Consider the following 13,346-nt stretch of genomic DNA (forward strand, 5'->3'; position numbering starts at 1 on the left):
TCCTGCTGTTTTCAAGGGGGATCACGTGCCGAAGCTCAACCAGATCATCGCCGTCGAAAAGGGCGTCAAGAGCAAGTCGCTCCAGGACATCAACGCCGCGCAGCACAAGGTGCAGAAGCCCGCGCTGCTCGCCGGGATCTCGCGGACCTACCAGCCCAAGGACGAGGAGGGCGAGCAGTTGCCGCCCGAGTCGACCCGGGTGCAGGTCAAGGCCGAGGACGTGCTGCGGGAGATGTCGGCGTCGCTGACCCGGCTGTTCGACGTGACGGCCACCAAGGACTGGGCCAACTGCACGGCCCGCGCCGACGTCGTGGTCGACGGGCGCACCCTGGTCGCCGACGTCCCCGTGAGCTACCTGCTGTTCCTGGAGAAGCAGCTCACCGAACTGCACGCCTTCGTCAAGAAGCTCCCGGTGCTCGACGCCGCCGAGGCCTGGGCGCTCGATCCGTCCACGGACTGGTGGAAGACCGACCCGGTGCGCACCATCCGCACGAAGAAGGTACCGCGCAACCACGTCAAGGCGGAGGCGACCGAGAAGCACCCGGCGCAGGTCGAGGTGTACTACGAGGACGTCCCCATCGGGTACTGGACGACCGTGAAGTTCTCCGGCGCGCTGCCCGCGCGACGGGTGAACGAACTGGTCGAGCGGGTCGAGAAGCTCCAGCAGGCCGTGAAGTTCGCCCGTGAGGAGGCCAACGGCGCCGAGGTCACCGACCAGCGCGTCGGCGACGCGGTGTTCGGCTACCTGTTCGCCTGACACCCACCATGATCGCCCCCGCGTGCGAGCGGGGGTGCGCAACCCGGCGCGGGCGGGATTGAGGACCGGTCCGCGCGAGGAGCGCAAGCTGAAGCTGACGCTCAGCCTGAAGAACGGCCCCGCCGAAAGGGGCCGTGTCAATCTCAGACTCTCGCTCCAGTTTCAGCATCGCCGCCGATCGCCGGTCCGACCGGGGACGGACGAGCGCCGTCGGATGGGAGTTCGAATCTCTCCTGCACCTCTGCGCGGTGCGGTAGTTCAAAGGAAGAACACGACGGCCTGATGACTGATCCGTCCTCTTAAACGCCACCGGCGTGCGCAATTGGGTGGCATCCCCAGGGGCCCGGGAGCTGGATACCGCTCCCGGGTCCCGCCACGTCCGGGACGTCCGGGTCCGGCCGGTGCGACCTCGCGTCACGCGAACGCCGGCACGATCCGCTCGCTGGCCGGCCGCAGCCGCGCGTCCACGTCCGCCGCCCCGGCGCGGTCACGGCCCGGAACGCCTGTGCGTGCGCGCCGTCAACCGTCCAGTGGCCGCGGCGAGTCGGCGTTGGTGAGGGAGCGGTTGCGGACTCTGGCCAGGTGGTGGGCGAACACCTCGCGCGCGTCGGGGGTGAGCGTGCGCAGCGCCACCAGCGCCGCGAAGATCACGTCGCACAGTTCCGCCTGGACGTCGTCCCAGGTGTGCGTCACGCCCTTGCGCGGGTTCTGGCCGGTCGCGCCGATCACCGCCTGGGCGACCTCGCCGACCTCCTCCGACAGCTTCAGCATGCGCAGGACCAGGCCCTCACGGCCCTCGTGGGTGCGGTGCGAGTCCAGCCAGGTCCACAGCTCGTCCACCGTGGACCAGAGGTCGAGGTCGTCGGTGGCGGGCGCGGGCGCGGGTGTGGGCGCCGTCTGCGTCGTCTCGTGATCGGTCATGCGGGCGAGCCTGCCACGCCGGACTCGAAGACCGGCCTACTCCTCGAACAGCGCCTCCTGCTCGCCCTCCCGCCGCTGCCGCAGCCTGCGGACGCGCGCCCCCACCACCAGGGTCGTGGCCGCGCCCGTCACCGCGAAGGCCGCCGGGATCATCCAGCCCCGGTTGACGGCGTGGCCCAGCGCGTGGTCCAGGGAGATCCGGCCGGGGCCCGCGATGGCGAGGCAGGCCGCCGTGAGGCCGAGGGTCGCGGCGTACTCGTAGCCGCCGGACTGGTTGAAGAAGCCGTTGGGGGCGTGGACCGCGGCGGCGCCCGCCATCGCGCCCGCGGCCGCCGCGCCGGCGGCGGGCGTGGCCAGGCCCACCGCCAGCAGGGTGCCGCCGCCCAGCTCGGCGATCCCGGCCGCGGTGGCGCTTGCGGTGCCCGGCGCGTATCCGACGGACTCCATGAACTGGCCGGTGCCCTCGATGCCGCCGCCGCCGAACCAGCCGAACAGCTTCTGCGCGCCGTGCGCCGCGAGGGTGGCGCCCGCGCCCAGCCGGAGCAGCAGCAGGCCCAGATCGCCTCGGTCGTAACAGGTCACGATGTCTCCCGGTCGCCGTGCGGGGTCAGCAGGAAGTAGTCCGTCCACGCGGGTCAGCAGGACGTGGTCCGCGCGGGGGCACGAGGGGGGTGGTGCGGCCCCTGTGCCGTTCCACCGTCGCACTCCCGCCACCCGACCGGCCCGTCCGGACCGCCGTTCGGGTGGCGGGGTCCCGGGGCCGGTGTGACGCTGCCCACATGACCATTCAGACAGCCAAACTGAGCGATCCCGCGGTCCGGGCCTTCGTCAACGCGGTCAACTCGCACGACCGCGAGGGCTTCATGATGCTCCTCGCGCCGGGCGCGACCATGTCCGACGACGGCTCCGACCGGGATCTCGCCGACTGGGTCGACCGGGAGATCTTCTCCTCGCGCGGCCACCTGCAGGTGGACAACGAGTCCAACGGCGGGCGCTCGCTCGTCGCCCGCTACCGGAACGACACCTGGGGCGAGATGCGCACCCGGTGGAACTTCACCGTGGACGACGACGGCCGCATCACCCGCTTCGAGACGTGGCAGGCCTGACGCCCCCGGCCCCGCCGCGTCCGGCGGTCGCACGGCAGCCGTTCCACCCACCGGTGCGTACCCCGCGGTTCCGCGCGAGGTCCACCCCCACCCGGTGTGGTGGAACGACTGCCGCCCTCCCCCTCGGAATGGCCCCAAAGCCCGTCGGCCGAATGCCGGTCACGGCGCTACCGCCGACGGAAGGTCAGTGCCACAAGTGTGAAGTTCTGGTGGAGACGAGTCGAGCATAGGTCCTTGACCGGCCGCAATGGTGCGGAAGGTCAAAATCCGTTTGTGCTGATCGTGAAGGCCTGACGGCTCAGCCGCGGCCCACGTACGGCATCGCCGTCGCCAGCACCGTCGCGAACTGCACGTTCGCCTCCAGCGGCAGCTCCGCCATGTGCCGCACCGTGCGCGCCACATCGGCCACGTCCATCACCGGCTCGGGCGCGAACTCCCCGTTGGCCTGGAGCGCTCCCGTCTGCATCCGGGCCGTCATGTCCGTCGCCGCGTTGCCGATGTCGATCTGACCCACCGCGATCCGGTACGGCCGCCCGTCCAGCGACAGCGACTTGGTCAGGCCCGTCAGCGCGTGCTTCGTCGCCGTGTACGCCACCGAGTGCGGGCGCGGCGTGTGCGCCGAGATCGAGCCGTTGTTGATGATCCGGCCGCCCTGCGGGTCCTGCTCCTTCATCTGCCGGTACGCGGCCTGCGCGCACAGGAACGCGCCGTTGAGGTTGGTGTCCACCACGTGCCGCCAGGCGTCGTAGGGCAGTTCCTCGACCGGCACGCCGCCCGGCCCGAACGTCCCCGCGTTGTTGAACAGCAGGTCCACCCGGCCGAAGCGGTCCACGGTGGCCGCGAACAGCGCGGCGACGTCCTCCGGTTGTGACACGTCCGTCCGGACGGGCAGGGTCGTGCCCTCGGGCGCGAGCTCGGCCGTCTGCCGAAGGGTCTCCGTCCGGCGGCCGGCCAGCGCCACCGACCAGCCCGCTCGCAGCAGTTCCACGGCGACCGCGCGGCCGATACCGGAACCCGCCCCGGTCACCACCGCGATCCGCGGCTTCCGGTCCGTTTGCATGGCATTCATGGGCCCGCAGCGTACGGGAGGGCCCGGCGTCCGGAACTCACCCAGCCGACATGCGGTTGTTGTGCACACGCTAGCCAGGAGTCGTCCCCGGTCAGTCCAATGCCCCCTGCATCCAACGACAGGGGAGGACCGGATGACATCCGAGGCCCGTACGCCACAGCACCACGACCCCGAACTCCGCGCCGCCGCCCGGCACATCGGCCGCCGGCGCTTCCTGACCGTCACCGGCGCCGCCGCCGCGCTGGCCTTCGCCGTCAACCTGCCCGCCGCCGGCGCGGCGAGCGCCGCGGAACTCGACGCCCGGCGGATCACCGACGACCCGTTCACCCTCGGCGTCGCCTCCGGCGACCCGCTCCCCGGCTCCGTGCTGCTGTGGACCCGGCTCGCCCCGGCCCCGTACCAGCCCGACGGCGGCCTGCCGGCCGAACGCGTCACCGTGCACTGGGAACTGGCCCACGACGAACGGTTCCGCCGCATAGCCAGACGCGGCGCCGCGACCGCGCACCCCGAGTTCCACCACACCGTCCACGTCGAGGTCGGCCACCTCGACGCCGACCGCGTCTTCTACTACCGCTTCCGCGTGGGCGACTGGATCAGCGAGACCGGCCGCACCCGCACCGCCCCGCTGCCCGGCAGCGCCGCAGCAAGCCTCACCCTCGCCGCCGTCTCCTGCCAGGCGTACCACGACGGCCACTTCACGGCGTACCGCCACCTCGCCGCCGACGACGTCGACGTGGTCTTCCACCTCGGGGACTACCTCTACGAATACGCCGTCAACTCCGCCGGCGGAGCCCGCAACTACACCGACCGGACCCTCCCGGCCCTCTTCAACCGCGAGACGGTGACGCTGGAGGACTACCGGCTGCGCTACGCCCTCTACAAGACCGACCCCGACCTGCGGGCCGCGCACGCCGCGCACCCCTTCGTCGTCACCTGGGACGACCACGAGACCGAGAACAACTACGCCGGCGACACCCCCGAGAACAGCGTCCCGCCGGAGGAGTTCCTGCTGCGCCGCGCCTCCGCCTACCGCGCCTACTGGGAGCACCAGCCGCTGCGCACCCCGCAGCGGCCCAGCGGCCCCGACATGCAGCTCTACCGCCGCCTGCACTGGGGCCGGCTCGCCCAGTTCGACGTCCTCGACACCCGCCAGTACCGCACCAACCAGGCGCAGGGCGACGGCGCCAAGGTGCCCGGCCCGGAGGTCGACGACCCGGCGCGCACCATGACCGGCGAGACGCAGGAACGCTGGCTGCTCGACGGCTGGCGCACCTCCCGGGCGCTGTGGAACGTCGTACCGCAGCAGGTCGTCTTCTCCCAGCGGAAGTTCGACCGCACCGAGCCGTCCCGCGTGTCGATGGACGCCTGGGACGGCTACCGCGCCTCCCGCCGCCGCGTCCTCGACGGCGCCGAGGCCGCCGGCATCGAGAACCTCATGGTCCTCACCGGCGACGTGCACGTCGGCTACGCCTTCGACATCAAGGACGACTTCGACGACCCGGCCTCCCGCACCCGCGGCACCGAGATCGTCGCCACCTCGATCACCAGCGGAAAGGACGGCGCCGACAAGCCCGCGAACTGGGACACCTACATGACGGCCAACCCGCACCTGAAGTTCTACAACGGCCGCCGCGGCTACGTGAACGTCACGCTCGGACAGCAGCGGGCGCGCGCCGACTTCAAGACCGTGCCGTACGTGACCACGCCCGGGGCGCCGGTCACCACGGCCGCGTCCTTCGTCACCGAGGCGGGCGAGCCGGGGCTCAGGCCGGCATGAGCTCCGCCGCCGGGTCGGCCTCCGGTGCCTCGCCCGGGTAACGGACGCCGACCCGCTCCCGGATCGCGTCCAGCGTCCGCATCACCGCGAGCGTGCCGTCCAGCGGCACCAGCGGCGACTCGGTCTCGCCGGCGCGCAGCGCCCGCATCACCTCGCGGGCCTCGTGCTTGAGGCTGGCGCGCGGCCCGTCCGCCGGGTCGGCCGTGAACTCCTCGGGGTCACGGCCGTCCCGGTGCAGCACGAACCGGTCCGGGAAGAAGAACCCGCCCGGCACGTCGATCCGCCCCCGGGACCCGGTCACGGACGCGGACGTCGCCGTACCGCCCACGAGGGAACAGTGCACGGAGGCGAGCGCCCCGCTGTCCCACGACAGCAGCGCCCCCGTCTGGAGGTCGACGCCCTCCTCCGAGAGCACCGCCCGCGCCGTGACGTCCGACGGCTCCCCGAGCAGCAGCTGCGCGAACGACACCGGGTACACGCCCAGGTCGAGCAGCGCGCCGCCGCCCTGCGCCGGGTCGCGCAGCCGGTGCGACGGAGGGAAGGGGCCCGCCAGCCCGAAGTCCGCGTGCACACTGCGCACTTTGCCGACCGCCCCGTCGTCCACCAGCGCCTTCAGCCGCCGCACCAGCGGATTGCAGTACATCCACATCGCTTCCATCAGGAAGCTGCCGCGCTCCCGCGCCAGCGCGACCAGCTCGGCCGCCTCGCGCGCGTTCAGCGTGAACGCCTTCTCGCACAGCACGTTCCGCCCGGCCCGAAGGCACAGGCCAGCGGCGGCCCGGTGCGCCGAGTGCGGCGTCGCCACGTACACCACGTCGACGTCCTCGTCCCGCGCCAGCGACTCCCACTCGCCGTACGCCCGCGCAATGCCGAACCGGTCCGCGAAGGCCTGCGCCGACTCCTTCGCGCGCGACGCCACCGCCACGACCTCCGCGTCCGGCAGATCCACCAGATCCGCCGTGAACGACGCCGCGATCCCGCCGGTCGCCAGGATCCCCCAGCGCACGCTGCGTTCCGTCATTGCCGGTCCCCACCCTCGATCGTGTGACCCTCGCCACTGCGTACGAGCAGTCCGTCCGAGCTGAGAGCATAGGTGGCGGATCACAGGGAAAGGGAGGGCACATGCCCGAGCGCGGGGCGTCGACAACGGACAGCACACCCAAGGCGGCCACACCGGAAAAGGGCCACGCGACTCCCGCGCACCGCCGCGTCGGCCTGCTCGTCACCCTGATCCTCGGCGGCCTCACCGCCACGCCGCCGCTGGCGATGGACATGTACCTCCCGGCGCTCCCGGAGGTCACCCGCTCCCTGCACGCCCAGGCCGCGACCGTCCAGCTCACGCTCACCGCCTGCCTGGCCGGCATGGCGCTCGGCCAGCTCGTCATCGGCCCGATGAGCGACAAGTGGGGCCGCAGGCGCCCGCTGCTGACCGGCCTCGCCGTCTACGTCGTCGCCACCGCCCTGTGCGCCGTCGCGCCGAACGTCGAACTCCTCGTCGCGTTCCGGCTGGCCCAGGGCCTCGCGGGCGCCGCCGGCATCGTCATCGCGCGGGCCGTCGTCCGCGACCTGTACGACGGCATGGCCATGGCCCGGTTCTTCTCCACGCTCATGCTGATCTCCGGCGTCGCCCCGGTCGTCGCGCCGCTCATCGGCGGCCAGATCCTGCGCGTCACCGACTGGCGGGGCGTGTTCGTCGTCCTCACCGGTGTCGGCACCCTGCTGGCCGTCGTGGTGTGGACGAAGCTCCCGGAGACCCTGCCCGCCGCCGAACGGCACTCCGGCGGCGTCGGCGAGGCGCTGCGCTCCATGCGCGTCCAGCTCGCCGACCGCGCCTTCACCGGCTACCTCCTCGCCGGCGGTTTCGCGTTCGCCGCGCTGTTCGCCTACATCGCCGCCTCGCCGTTCGTCGTCCAGGAGATCTACGGGGCCTCCGCGCAGACCTACAGCCTGCTGTTCGGGCTCAACTCCGTCGGCCTGATCGCCGTCGGCCAGTTCAACGGCCGGGTCCTGGTCGGCCGGGTCGGACTCGACCGGGTGTTCGCCGTCGGGCTCGCCATCGTCATCGCCGCCGCGACCGCGCTGCTGCTGATGTCCCTCGGCGTGTTCGGCGAGGTCGGCCTCGGGGCCGTCGCCGCCGCGCTGTTCGTCCTGATGTCCGCGATGGGCATCACCCTGCCCAACGCGCAGACCCTCGCCCTGATGCGCGTCGAACGCTCCGCCGGGTCCGCGTCCGCGCTGCTCGGCACGTCGTCGTTCCTCATCGGGGCGATCGCCTCCCCGCTCGTCGGCGTCGCCGGCGAGGACACCGCCGTCCCGATGGCCGTCGTCCAACTGGCCGCGGCCCTGGTGGCGCTGGCCTGCTTCGCGGGCCTGTGCCGCACCCGCAGGGCCCAGTCCGAGGCGGCCCAGTCCGAGGCGGCCCCGGTCGAGGGGGCGGAGAGCTGAGCGCGCCGAGACTGCGCGGCGGAAGCCCCGAACGGGCCGGACTCGACCCCGAGGAACTCCGCCGCCTCGTCCAGGAGGTCCGTGACCTCACCGCCGGCGACCGCCCCTGGGCGTCCGGCGCCGTCGTCGTCGCCGGACGCGGCCCCGTCCTCGCCGTCGCCGAGGCGGCAGGCTGGGCCGTGCGCTACGTCGCCCACGACCCGCACACCGGCGAGGGCGTGGAACTGCCCGCCCACGCGCGCGTGCCGATGACCGTCGACACCCCCTTCGACCTGGCCTCCCTGACCAAGCTGTTCACGTCCGTCGCCGCCGTGCAGCAGATCGAGCGGGGCACCCTCGGCATCGACGCGCGGGTCGGCGCGTACCTGCCCGAGTTCCACGCCGCCGCCCGGCACGACCTCACCGTGCGGCACCTGCTCACCCACACCTCAGGGCTGCGCCCCGAACTCCCGCTGTACGACTGCGCCGACGACACGGAACGGCTGGCGCTGCTGCGGGCCGAGGAACCGGCCGGCGCGCCCGGCACGTACCGCTACTCCGACCTGAACATGCTGCTCCTCCAGCACGTCCTGGAACGCGTCACCGGACGCCCCCTTGACGTCCTGGTCCGGGACGGCATCACCCGCCCCCTGGGCATGACGTCGACCCGCTTCGGGCCCTGCCCCGGCGCGGCGGCCACCGAGGACCAGCGGCGGCCGTGGGCCAAGGCGGACCGGGGGATGCTGCGCGGCCAGGTGCACGACGAGAACGCGTGGGCGCTGGGCGGCGTCGCCGGTCACGCGGGCCTGTTCGCCACGGCCCCGGACCTGGCGGTCTTCTGCCGCGCCCTGCTGACGGGCGGCTCGTACGGACCCGCCCGCATCCTCGGCCCCGACTTCGTGGAACTCCTCCTGACCCCGCCCGGCCTGGGCTTCGCCATGGACCAGCCGTGGTTCATGGGCGAGCTCGCCGGCCGGGGCGCGGCGGGCCACACGGGCTTCACCGGCACGTCCCTGGTGCTGGACCGGGCGACGGACACGTTCCTCGTCCTCCTCGCGAACACCGTCCACCCGAGACGACGGCCCCCGGACAGCCGACCGAGAGCAGCGGCGGCGACCCGGATGGCACGGGCGGTGCGCACACGGCCGAGCTGAACGCCGGGCCGGGATGCCACCCCCTGCGGGGAGCCGCGGGCGCGGCCCCGGGTCAGGGTGGGCGACGGCGGCGGGTACGGGACCGGCCGGCGGCCCGGCCGCCCCCGCCTATGTCACCCCGTGAGAGAAGCCGCGGGCGCGGCCCCAGGCCCGGGGGCGACGGCGACGAGTGCGAGACCGGCCGGCGGCGCGGCGGCCGCGTGCACGGCGGTCCGGCCACCCCCGCCCCCACCCCTACAATCGCCGGGTGAACGTCCCCGCACCCCCCGTCTCCGACACCCTGCGCGCCGCGCTCGGCGACCTGCTCGACGGGCTCCCGCCCCGGCAGGCCACGCAGGCCGTCGAACGGCTGATCGCCAACTACCGGGGGAGCACCCCGACCGACGCGCCGATCCTCCGGGACCGCGCCGACGTCGTCGCCTACGCCGCGTACCGGATGCCCGCGACCTTCGAGGCGGTGCGGTCGGCACTCACGGCGTTCGCGGCGGCCGTGCCCGGCTGGACGCCCGGCGATCACGTCGACGTCGGCGGCGGCACCGGCGCGGCGACCTGGGCGGCCGCCGCGACCTGGACCGGCACCCGGCCCGTCACCGTCCTCGACTGGGCCGAACCCGCGCTCGCGCTCGGCCGGGAGATCGCCGCCGCCAACCCGGACCTGCGCGACGTCCGCTGGCAGCGCGCCCGCATCGGAACCGCGCTCGCCCTGGAGAGCACCGACCTCGCCACGGTCTCCTACGTCCTCAACGAGCTGACCGCGCCCGACCGCGCCGCCCTCGTCGACGCCGTCGCGACCGCCGCCGGGTCCGTCGTGATCGTCGAACCCGGCACCCCCGACGGCTACGCCCGCGTCATCGAGGCCCGCGACCGCCTCGTCGCCGACGGCTTCCACGTCGCCGCGCCCTGCCCGCACAGCGCCGCCTGCCCCATCGTCCCCGGCACGGACTGGTGCCACTTCTCGGCCCGGGTCAGCCGGTCCTCCCTGCACCGCCAGGTCAAGGGCGGCTCCCTCGCCTACGAGGACGAGAAGTTCAGCTACGTCGCCGCCACCCGCCTCCCGGTCGCCCCGGTCCCCGCCCGCGTCGTCCGGCGCCCCCAGATCCGCAAGGGCCAGGTGCTCCTCGACCTGTGCGAGCCCGACGAACGCCTGGACCGCCGCACGGTCACCAAACGCCACGGCGACCTCTACCGGGCCGCCCGGGACGCGACCTGGGGCGACGCCTGGCCACCCCCGGCCCCGGACGCGTAGGCCGGTCGATCCCCGGGCCTGCCCCCGGTCTCGGAGGCGTGGGCCGGTGGGCTCCCGGGCCTGTCCCCGGCCCGTCCCCAACCCCGAGGCACCCGCAGCGAGACGCCCCGTCTCACCCGCTTGCTACCGTCGACCCATGGTCACCGAGCCCGCCCCGGACGAAGCCCCCGACGAGACAGCCGCCAGGCCTCCCGCCACGACACCCGCCCTGCGTCACCCGCGCACCCCCGACTCCTCCCGCCGCAGCGAGCGCTCCCGGCGCGCCATCTACGACGCCGCCCTCGCTCTCGTCACCGAGATCGGCTACTCCCGGACGACCATCGAGGGCATCGCCGCCCGCGCGGGCGTCGGCAAGCAGACGATCTACCGCTGGTGGGCGTCGAAGGCGGACGTCCTGCTCGAAGCCTTCCTCGACCTCGGCGAACAGGCCGCACGGGCCGCCGGCCACGAGGGCGACGCCATCCCGGACACCGGGGACCTCGCCGCCGACCTCAAGGCCGTCCTGCGGGCCACCGTGGACGAGCTGCGCGACCCCGCGTTCGAGGCGCCGTCGCGCGCGCTGGCCGCCGAGGGCGTCGTGGACGAGCAACTCGGCAGGGAGTTCGTGACCAAGCTGCTGGAACCCTCGCTCCAGCTCTACGTCGACCGGCTGCGCGCCGCGCAGGACGCCGGCCAGGTCCGCCCGGACATCGACCCGCGCATCGCCCTCGAACTGTTCGTCTCCCCGCTCGCCCAGCGCTGGCTCCAGCGCACGGGCCCCATCTCCCACGAGTACACCGACACCCTGGTCGACTACGCCCTGCACGGCCTCACGCCCCGCACCTGAACCCCCCGCCCGGCGCCGCCGGCGCCCACCCCGGTTGCGGGCTCCGGGCCCCCGAGGCGCACGATGGTGGGACCATAGGGCATGCTGGCACGCACGACGGCGAGGCGAGGGGATAGATGAGCGCGAGGTTCGGCGGCCGTACCGGCCTGCGGGGCAAACTCACCCAGTGGCTGCCCGGACGCCGCCCCAGGGAGGCCGTCGGCGAGGACGGCCGTGAGGCCCTGCTGCTCGCCGCCGCGGCCGCGGGACTGCCCCTCGCGCCCGCCGCGCACCCGGCCGGCTACCGCTGCTCCTGCGACCGCGTCGGCTGTCCCACCCCGGCCCGCCACCCCGTGTCGTTCGCCTGGCAGACGCAGTCCACCACCGACCGCGCCCAGATCGAGCGCTGGGCCCGCCACCAGCCGCAGGCCAACTTCATCACCGCGACCGGCATGGTGCACGACGTGCTGGACGTGCCCCTGGACGCCGGACGCGCGGCCCTCGAACGGCTGCTCGCCGCCGGCATCGAGGTCGGGCCCGTCGCCGAGAGCGCCGACGGCCGGCTGCTGTTCTTCACCCTCACCCGCGGCACCCCCGAGGACGAGGACGAGTGGTGGCCCTGCGAGCTGGACTGCCACCCGGAGACCATGGACGAGCATCCCGGCCTGCGCTGGCACTGCCGCGGCTCCTACGTCCTCGTACCGCCCGCCCGGCTGCCCGGCGACGACGACCAGTCTGTGCACTGGGTACGCGGCCCCGAGCACGAACTGCCGGACCCGCTGAGCCTGCTGGAGGTCCTCACCGACTCCTGCGCCCGGTACGCGGGCGAGGAGCCGGCGCAGGCCTCCTGGCCCCTGCGGAACTGACCCCCGCCGCGGCGGGACCCGGGAGGGCTACTCGCCCTGCGCCGACGTCAGGCCCTGCACCCGGCCCAGGATCGCCACGTCCCCGGAGCCCTTCGGGTCGAGGGCGGCCTGGTTGGAGACGAACTCCATCGTCAGCGACTGCTTGATCTCACCCGTCGTCAGCGCCAGCACGCTCCTGTTCGGCGTCGGCACCGACGCGCCCGCCGCGGCCGTCTGCTTCTGGTAGTGGCGCGTGGTGAAGAACACCAGCGCCCCGCCGTCCGCGGTGCGCAGCCCCAGCGGCGCGTAGTCGCCGTTCGTCAGCGGCTCGTCGATGTACTGCGTGGCCAGGCCCGGCTTCGCCGCCTCCTTCTTGCGCAACTGCCGCCACACCGTGGTGTGGGCGCCCGCCGCGAAGGAGTCCCCGCCGTCCTTGAGGTACGTCGCGTACTCGCCGCTCAGCCGGCCCGGCGCCACGGCGACGTCCGTGGAGTTCGCGTCCACGGCCTGAGCCCAGCCGTCCTTGTCCGTCTTGAACCGCGGCACGTCCTCGGGGGCGAGCAGCGTCAGATACGCCACCTCCCACGGCTCGTCCAGGCCGCCCCGCGTGAACACCAGCAGCCAGCGCGCGTCGCCGCCCTTGTTGCCCCGCGCGTCGGCGAGGAACCAGCGGGGCCAGCCCGCCTTCTTCGGAATGGTGAACTTCGGGTCGGTCAGCGTCAGCGGAGTGTGCGCGGGGTTGCCGTCCGGGTTGTTCGCCCGGCCCGCCTTCAGCCGCGCCCCGTCGATGTCGGCGAGGGCACCGGTGACGTGACCGGCGTCAAGGGAACGGTCGTAGGCCTTGTCGGCCTTGTTGTACGCGGCTGTGAACTGCCGCAGCGCCTTCGCGGCCTCGGCGCGGGTGGCCGACGGGAGCACCTCGCGCTCCCCGTGCACCACCACGCATCCGCTCGCCGTCAACGACAATGCGGTCACCGACGCCGCCACCAGCGCGCTCCGGTCAAGCCTGCGGAGCCTTCGAAGGCCGCGATCCCTGCTCATGAGGTCCCTTCACCTTCCCCTTTCCGGAGGCGAACCCTACCGGGGCGAGGAAAAGCGCGAGCGTCGGGTTCGGGTACAGCAGCCACACCGTGACCTGGAGGCCGGCCGGACCGGGCCGGAAGGTGAACACGCCCTTCAGCGGGGTCCCGTACCAGCTGTCCGGTGAGCCGGGGAAAGGCCGAGGAGCCCCGCCCCCGCCGC

At 73.6% G+C, this 13,346-nt stretch carries 13 protein-coding genes and 1 pseudogene; 8 read left to right on the plus strand and 6 right to left on the minus strand.

The genetic code is table 11. The features are described from left to right. The first annotated feature begins 25 nt into the window (after positions 1-25). On the plus strand, positions 26-757 hold the full coding sequence (locus tag QC282_RS05525) for a hypothetical protein (RefSeq protein WP_279548056.1): 732 nt from the start codon (positions 26-28) through the stop codon (positions 755-757). Positions 758-1,276: 519 nt separating this feature from the next. On the opposite strand, the gene QC282_RS05530 is transcribed toward QC282_RS05525, so the two are convergent. Continuing rightward, complete coding sequence (locus QC282_RS05530; protein ID WP_279548057.1) at positions 1,277-1,678, minus strand: MazG-like family protein; 402 nt, start codon at positions 1,676-1,678, stop codon at positions 1,277-1,279. Between the two features lie 36 nt (positions 1,679-1,714). Continuing rightward, positions 1,715-2,260, minus strand: a complete 546-nt coding sequence (locus QC282_RS05535; protein ID WP_279548058.1) for a DoxX family protein — start codon at positions 2,258-2,260, stop codon at positions 1,715-1,717. A 197-nt stretch (positions 2,261-2,457) separates the two neighbouring features. On the opposite strand from QC282_RS05535, the gene QC282_RS05540 reads away from it, so the two are divergent. Continuing rightward, positions 2,458-2,784, plus strand: coding sequence for a nuclear transport factor 2 family protein (locus QC282_RS05540; protein ID WP_279548059.1), 327 nt, complete (start codon positions 2,458-2,460; stop codon positions 2,782-2,784). Between the two features lie 298 nt (positions 2,785-3,082). Here the strand turns inward: QC282_RS05540 and QC282_RS05545 are convergent, their stop codons facing one another. Beyond that, positions 3,083-3,853, minus strand: a complete 771-nt coding sequence (locus tag QC282_RS05545; protein WP_279548060.1) for an SDR family NAD(P)-dependent oxidoreductase — start codon at positions 3,851-3,853, stop codon at positions 3,083-3,085. A gap of 133 nt (positions 3,854-3,986) precedes the next feature. Here QC282_RS05545 and QC282_RS05550 point away from each other — a divergent pair, with 133 nt between their 5' ends. Continuing rightward, entirely contained in the window at positions 3,987-5,630 is a 1,644-nt protein-coding gene (locus tag QC282_RS05550) for an alkaline phosphatase (RefSeq protein WP_279548061.1), read from the plus strand. On the opposite strand, the gene QC282_RS05555 is transcribed toward QC282_RS05550, so the two are convergent. Then, entirely contained in the window at positions 5,617-6,651 is a 1,035-nt protein-coding gene (locus QC282_RS05555) for a Gfo/Idh/MocA family oxidoreductase (RefSeq protein ID WP_279548062.1), read from the minus strand. The two genes, QC282_RS05550 and QC282_RS05555, sit on opposite strands and share 14 nt — an antisense overlap. 101 nt (positions 6,652-6,752) lie before the next feature. Here QC282_RS05555 and QC282_RS05560 point away from each other — a divergent pair, with 101 nt between their 5' ends. The 5 genes from QC282_RS05560 to QC282_RS05580 all read left to right on the plus strand — a co-directional run bounded on the left by QC282_RS05560 (position 6,753) and on the right by QC282_RS05580 (position 12,125). After that, a complete protein-coding gene (locus QC282_RS05560) occupies positions 6,753-8,075 on the plus strand; it encodes a multidrug effflux MFS transporter (protein WP_279548063.1) in 1,323 nt (440 codons plus the stop codon). Next, positions 8,003-9,208 carry a serine hydrolase gene (locus QC282_RS05565; RefSeq protein WP_279548064.1) on the plus strand — a complete coding sequence of 402 codons (1,206 nt, stop codon included), beginning with the start codon at positions 8,003-8,005 and terminating at the stop codon, positions 9,206-9,208. The genes QC282_RS05560 and QC282_RS05565 overlap by 73 nt, the downstream gene beginning before the upstream one ends. Positions 9,209-9,455: 247 nt before the next feature. Then, positions 9,456-10,454 (plus strand): small ribosomal subunit Rsm22 family protein, encoded by a 999-nt coding sequence (locus QC282_RS05570; RefSeq protein WP_279548065.1) that lies wholly within the window; start codon positions 9,456-9,458, stop codon positions 10,452-10,454. Between the two features lie 136 nt (positions 10,455-10,590). After that, the gene (locus tag QC282_RS05575) at positions 10,591-11,280 is read left to right on the plus strand and encodes a TetR/AcrR family transcriptional regulator (protein ID WP_279548066.1); all 690 of its coding nucleotides are present in this window, start codon (positions 10,591-10,593) and stop codon (positions 11,278-11,280) included. A gap of 116 nt (positions 11,281-11,396) precedes the next feature. Next, entirely contained in the window at positions 11,397-12,125 is a 729-nt protein-coding gene (locus QC282_RS05580) for a bifunctional DNA primase/polymerase (protein ID WP_279548067.1), read from the plus strand. Positions 12,126-12,152: 27 nt separating this feature from the next. Here the strand turns inward: QC282_RS05580 and QC282_RS05585 are convergent, their stop codons facing one another. Both QC282_RS05585 and QC282_RS05590 read right to left on the minus strand, forming a co-directional pair. Further along, positions 12,153-13,145: a hypothetical protein gene (locus QC282_RS05585; protein ID WP_279548068.1), complete on the minus strand. Its 993-nt coding sequence runs from the start codon at positions 13,143-13,145 to the stop codon at positions 12,153-12,155. Continuing rightward, positions 13,105-13,308: pseudogene (locus tag QC282_RS05590) on the minus strand (iron transporter); the annotation flags it as partial. The pseudogene QC282_RS05590 and the gene QC282_RS05585, both read right to left, overlap by 41 nt. Between the last annotated feature and the right edge of the window lie 38 nt (positions 13,309-13,346).

The sequence above is a fragment of the Streptomyces sp. DH24 genome (assembly GCF_029813775.1).
GTDB lineage: Bacteria > Actinomycetota > Actinomycetes > Streptomycetales > Streptomycetaceae > Streptomyces.

What these genes read in the sequence shown, in the direction of transcription:
- QC282_RS05530 (WP_279548057.1), bottom strand. Translation starts at nt 1,678, where the DNA reads ATGACCGATCACGAGACGACGCAGACGGCGCCCACACCCGCGCCCGCG.
- QC282_RS05575 (WP_279548066.1), top strand. Translation starts at nt 10,591, where the DNA reads ATGGTCACCGAGCCCGCCCCGGACGAAGCCCCCGACGAGACAGCCGCC.
- QC282_RS05540 (WP_279548059.1), top strand. Translation starts at nt 2,458, where the DNA reads ATGACCATTCAGACAGCCAAACTGAGCGATCCCGCGGTCCGGGCCTTC.
- QC282_RS05580 (WP_279548067.1), top strand. Translation starts at nt 11,397, where the DNA reads ATGAGCGCGAGGTTCGGCGGCCGTACCGGCCTGCGGGGCAAACTCACC.
- QC282_RS05560 (WP_279548063.1), top strand. Translation starts at nt 6,753, where the DNA reads ATGCCCGAGCGCGGGGCGTCGACAACGGACAGCACACCCAAGGCGGCC.
- QC282_RS05585 (WP_279548068.1), bottom strand. Translation starts at nt 13,145, where the DNA reads ATGAGCAGGGATCGCGGCCTTCGAAGGCTCCGCAGGCTTGACCGGAGC.
- QC282_RS05555 (WP_279548062.1), bottom strand. Translation starts at nt 6,651, where the DNA reads ATGACGGAACGCAGCGTGCGCTGGGGGATCCTGGCGACCGGCGGGATC.
- QC282_RS05545 (WP_279548060.1), bottom strand. Translation starts at nt 3,853, where the DNA reads ATGAATGCCATGCAAACGGACCGGAAGCCGCGGATCGCGGTGGTGACC.
- QC282_RS05550 (WP_279548061.1), top strand. Translation starts at nt 3,987, where the DNA reads ATGACATCCGAGGCCCGTACGCCACAGCACCACGACCCCGAACTCCGC.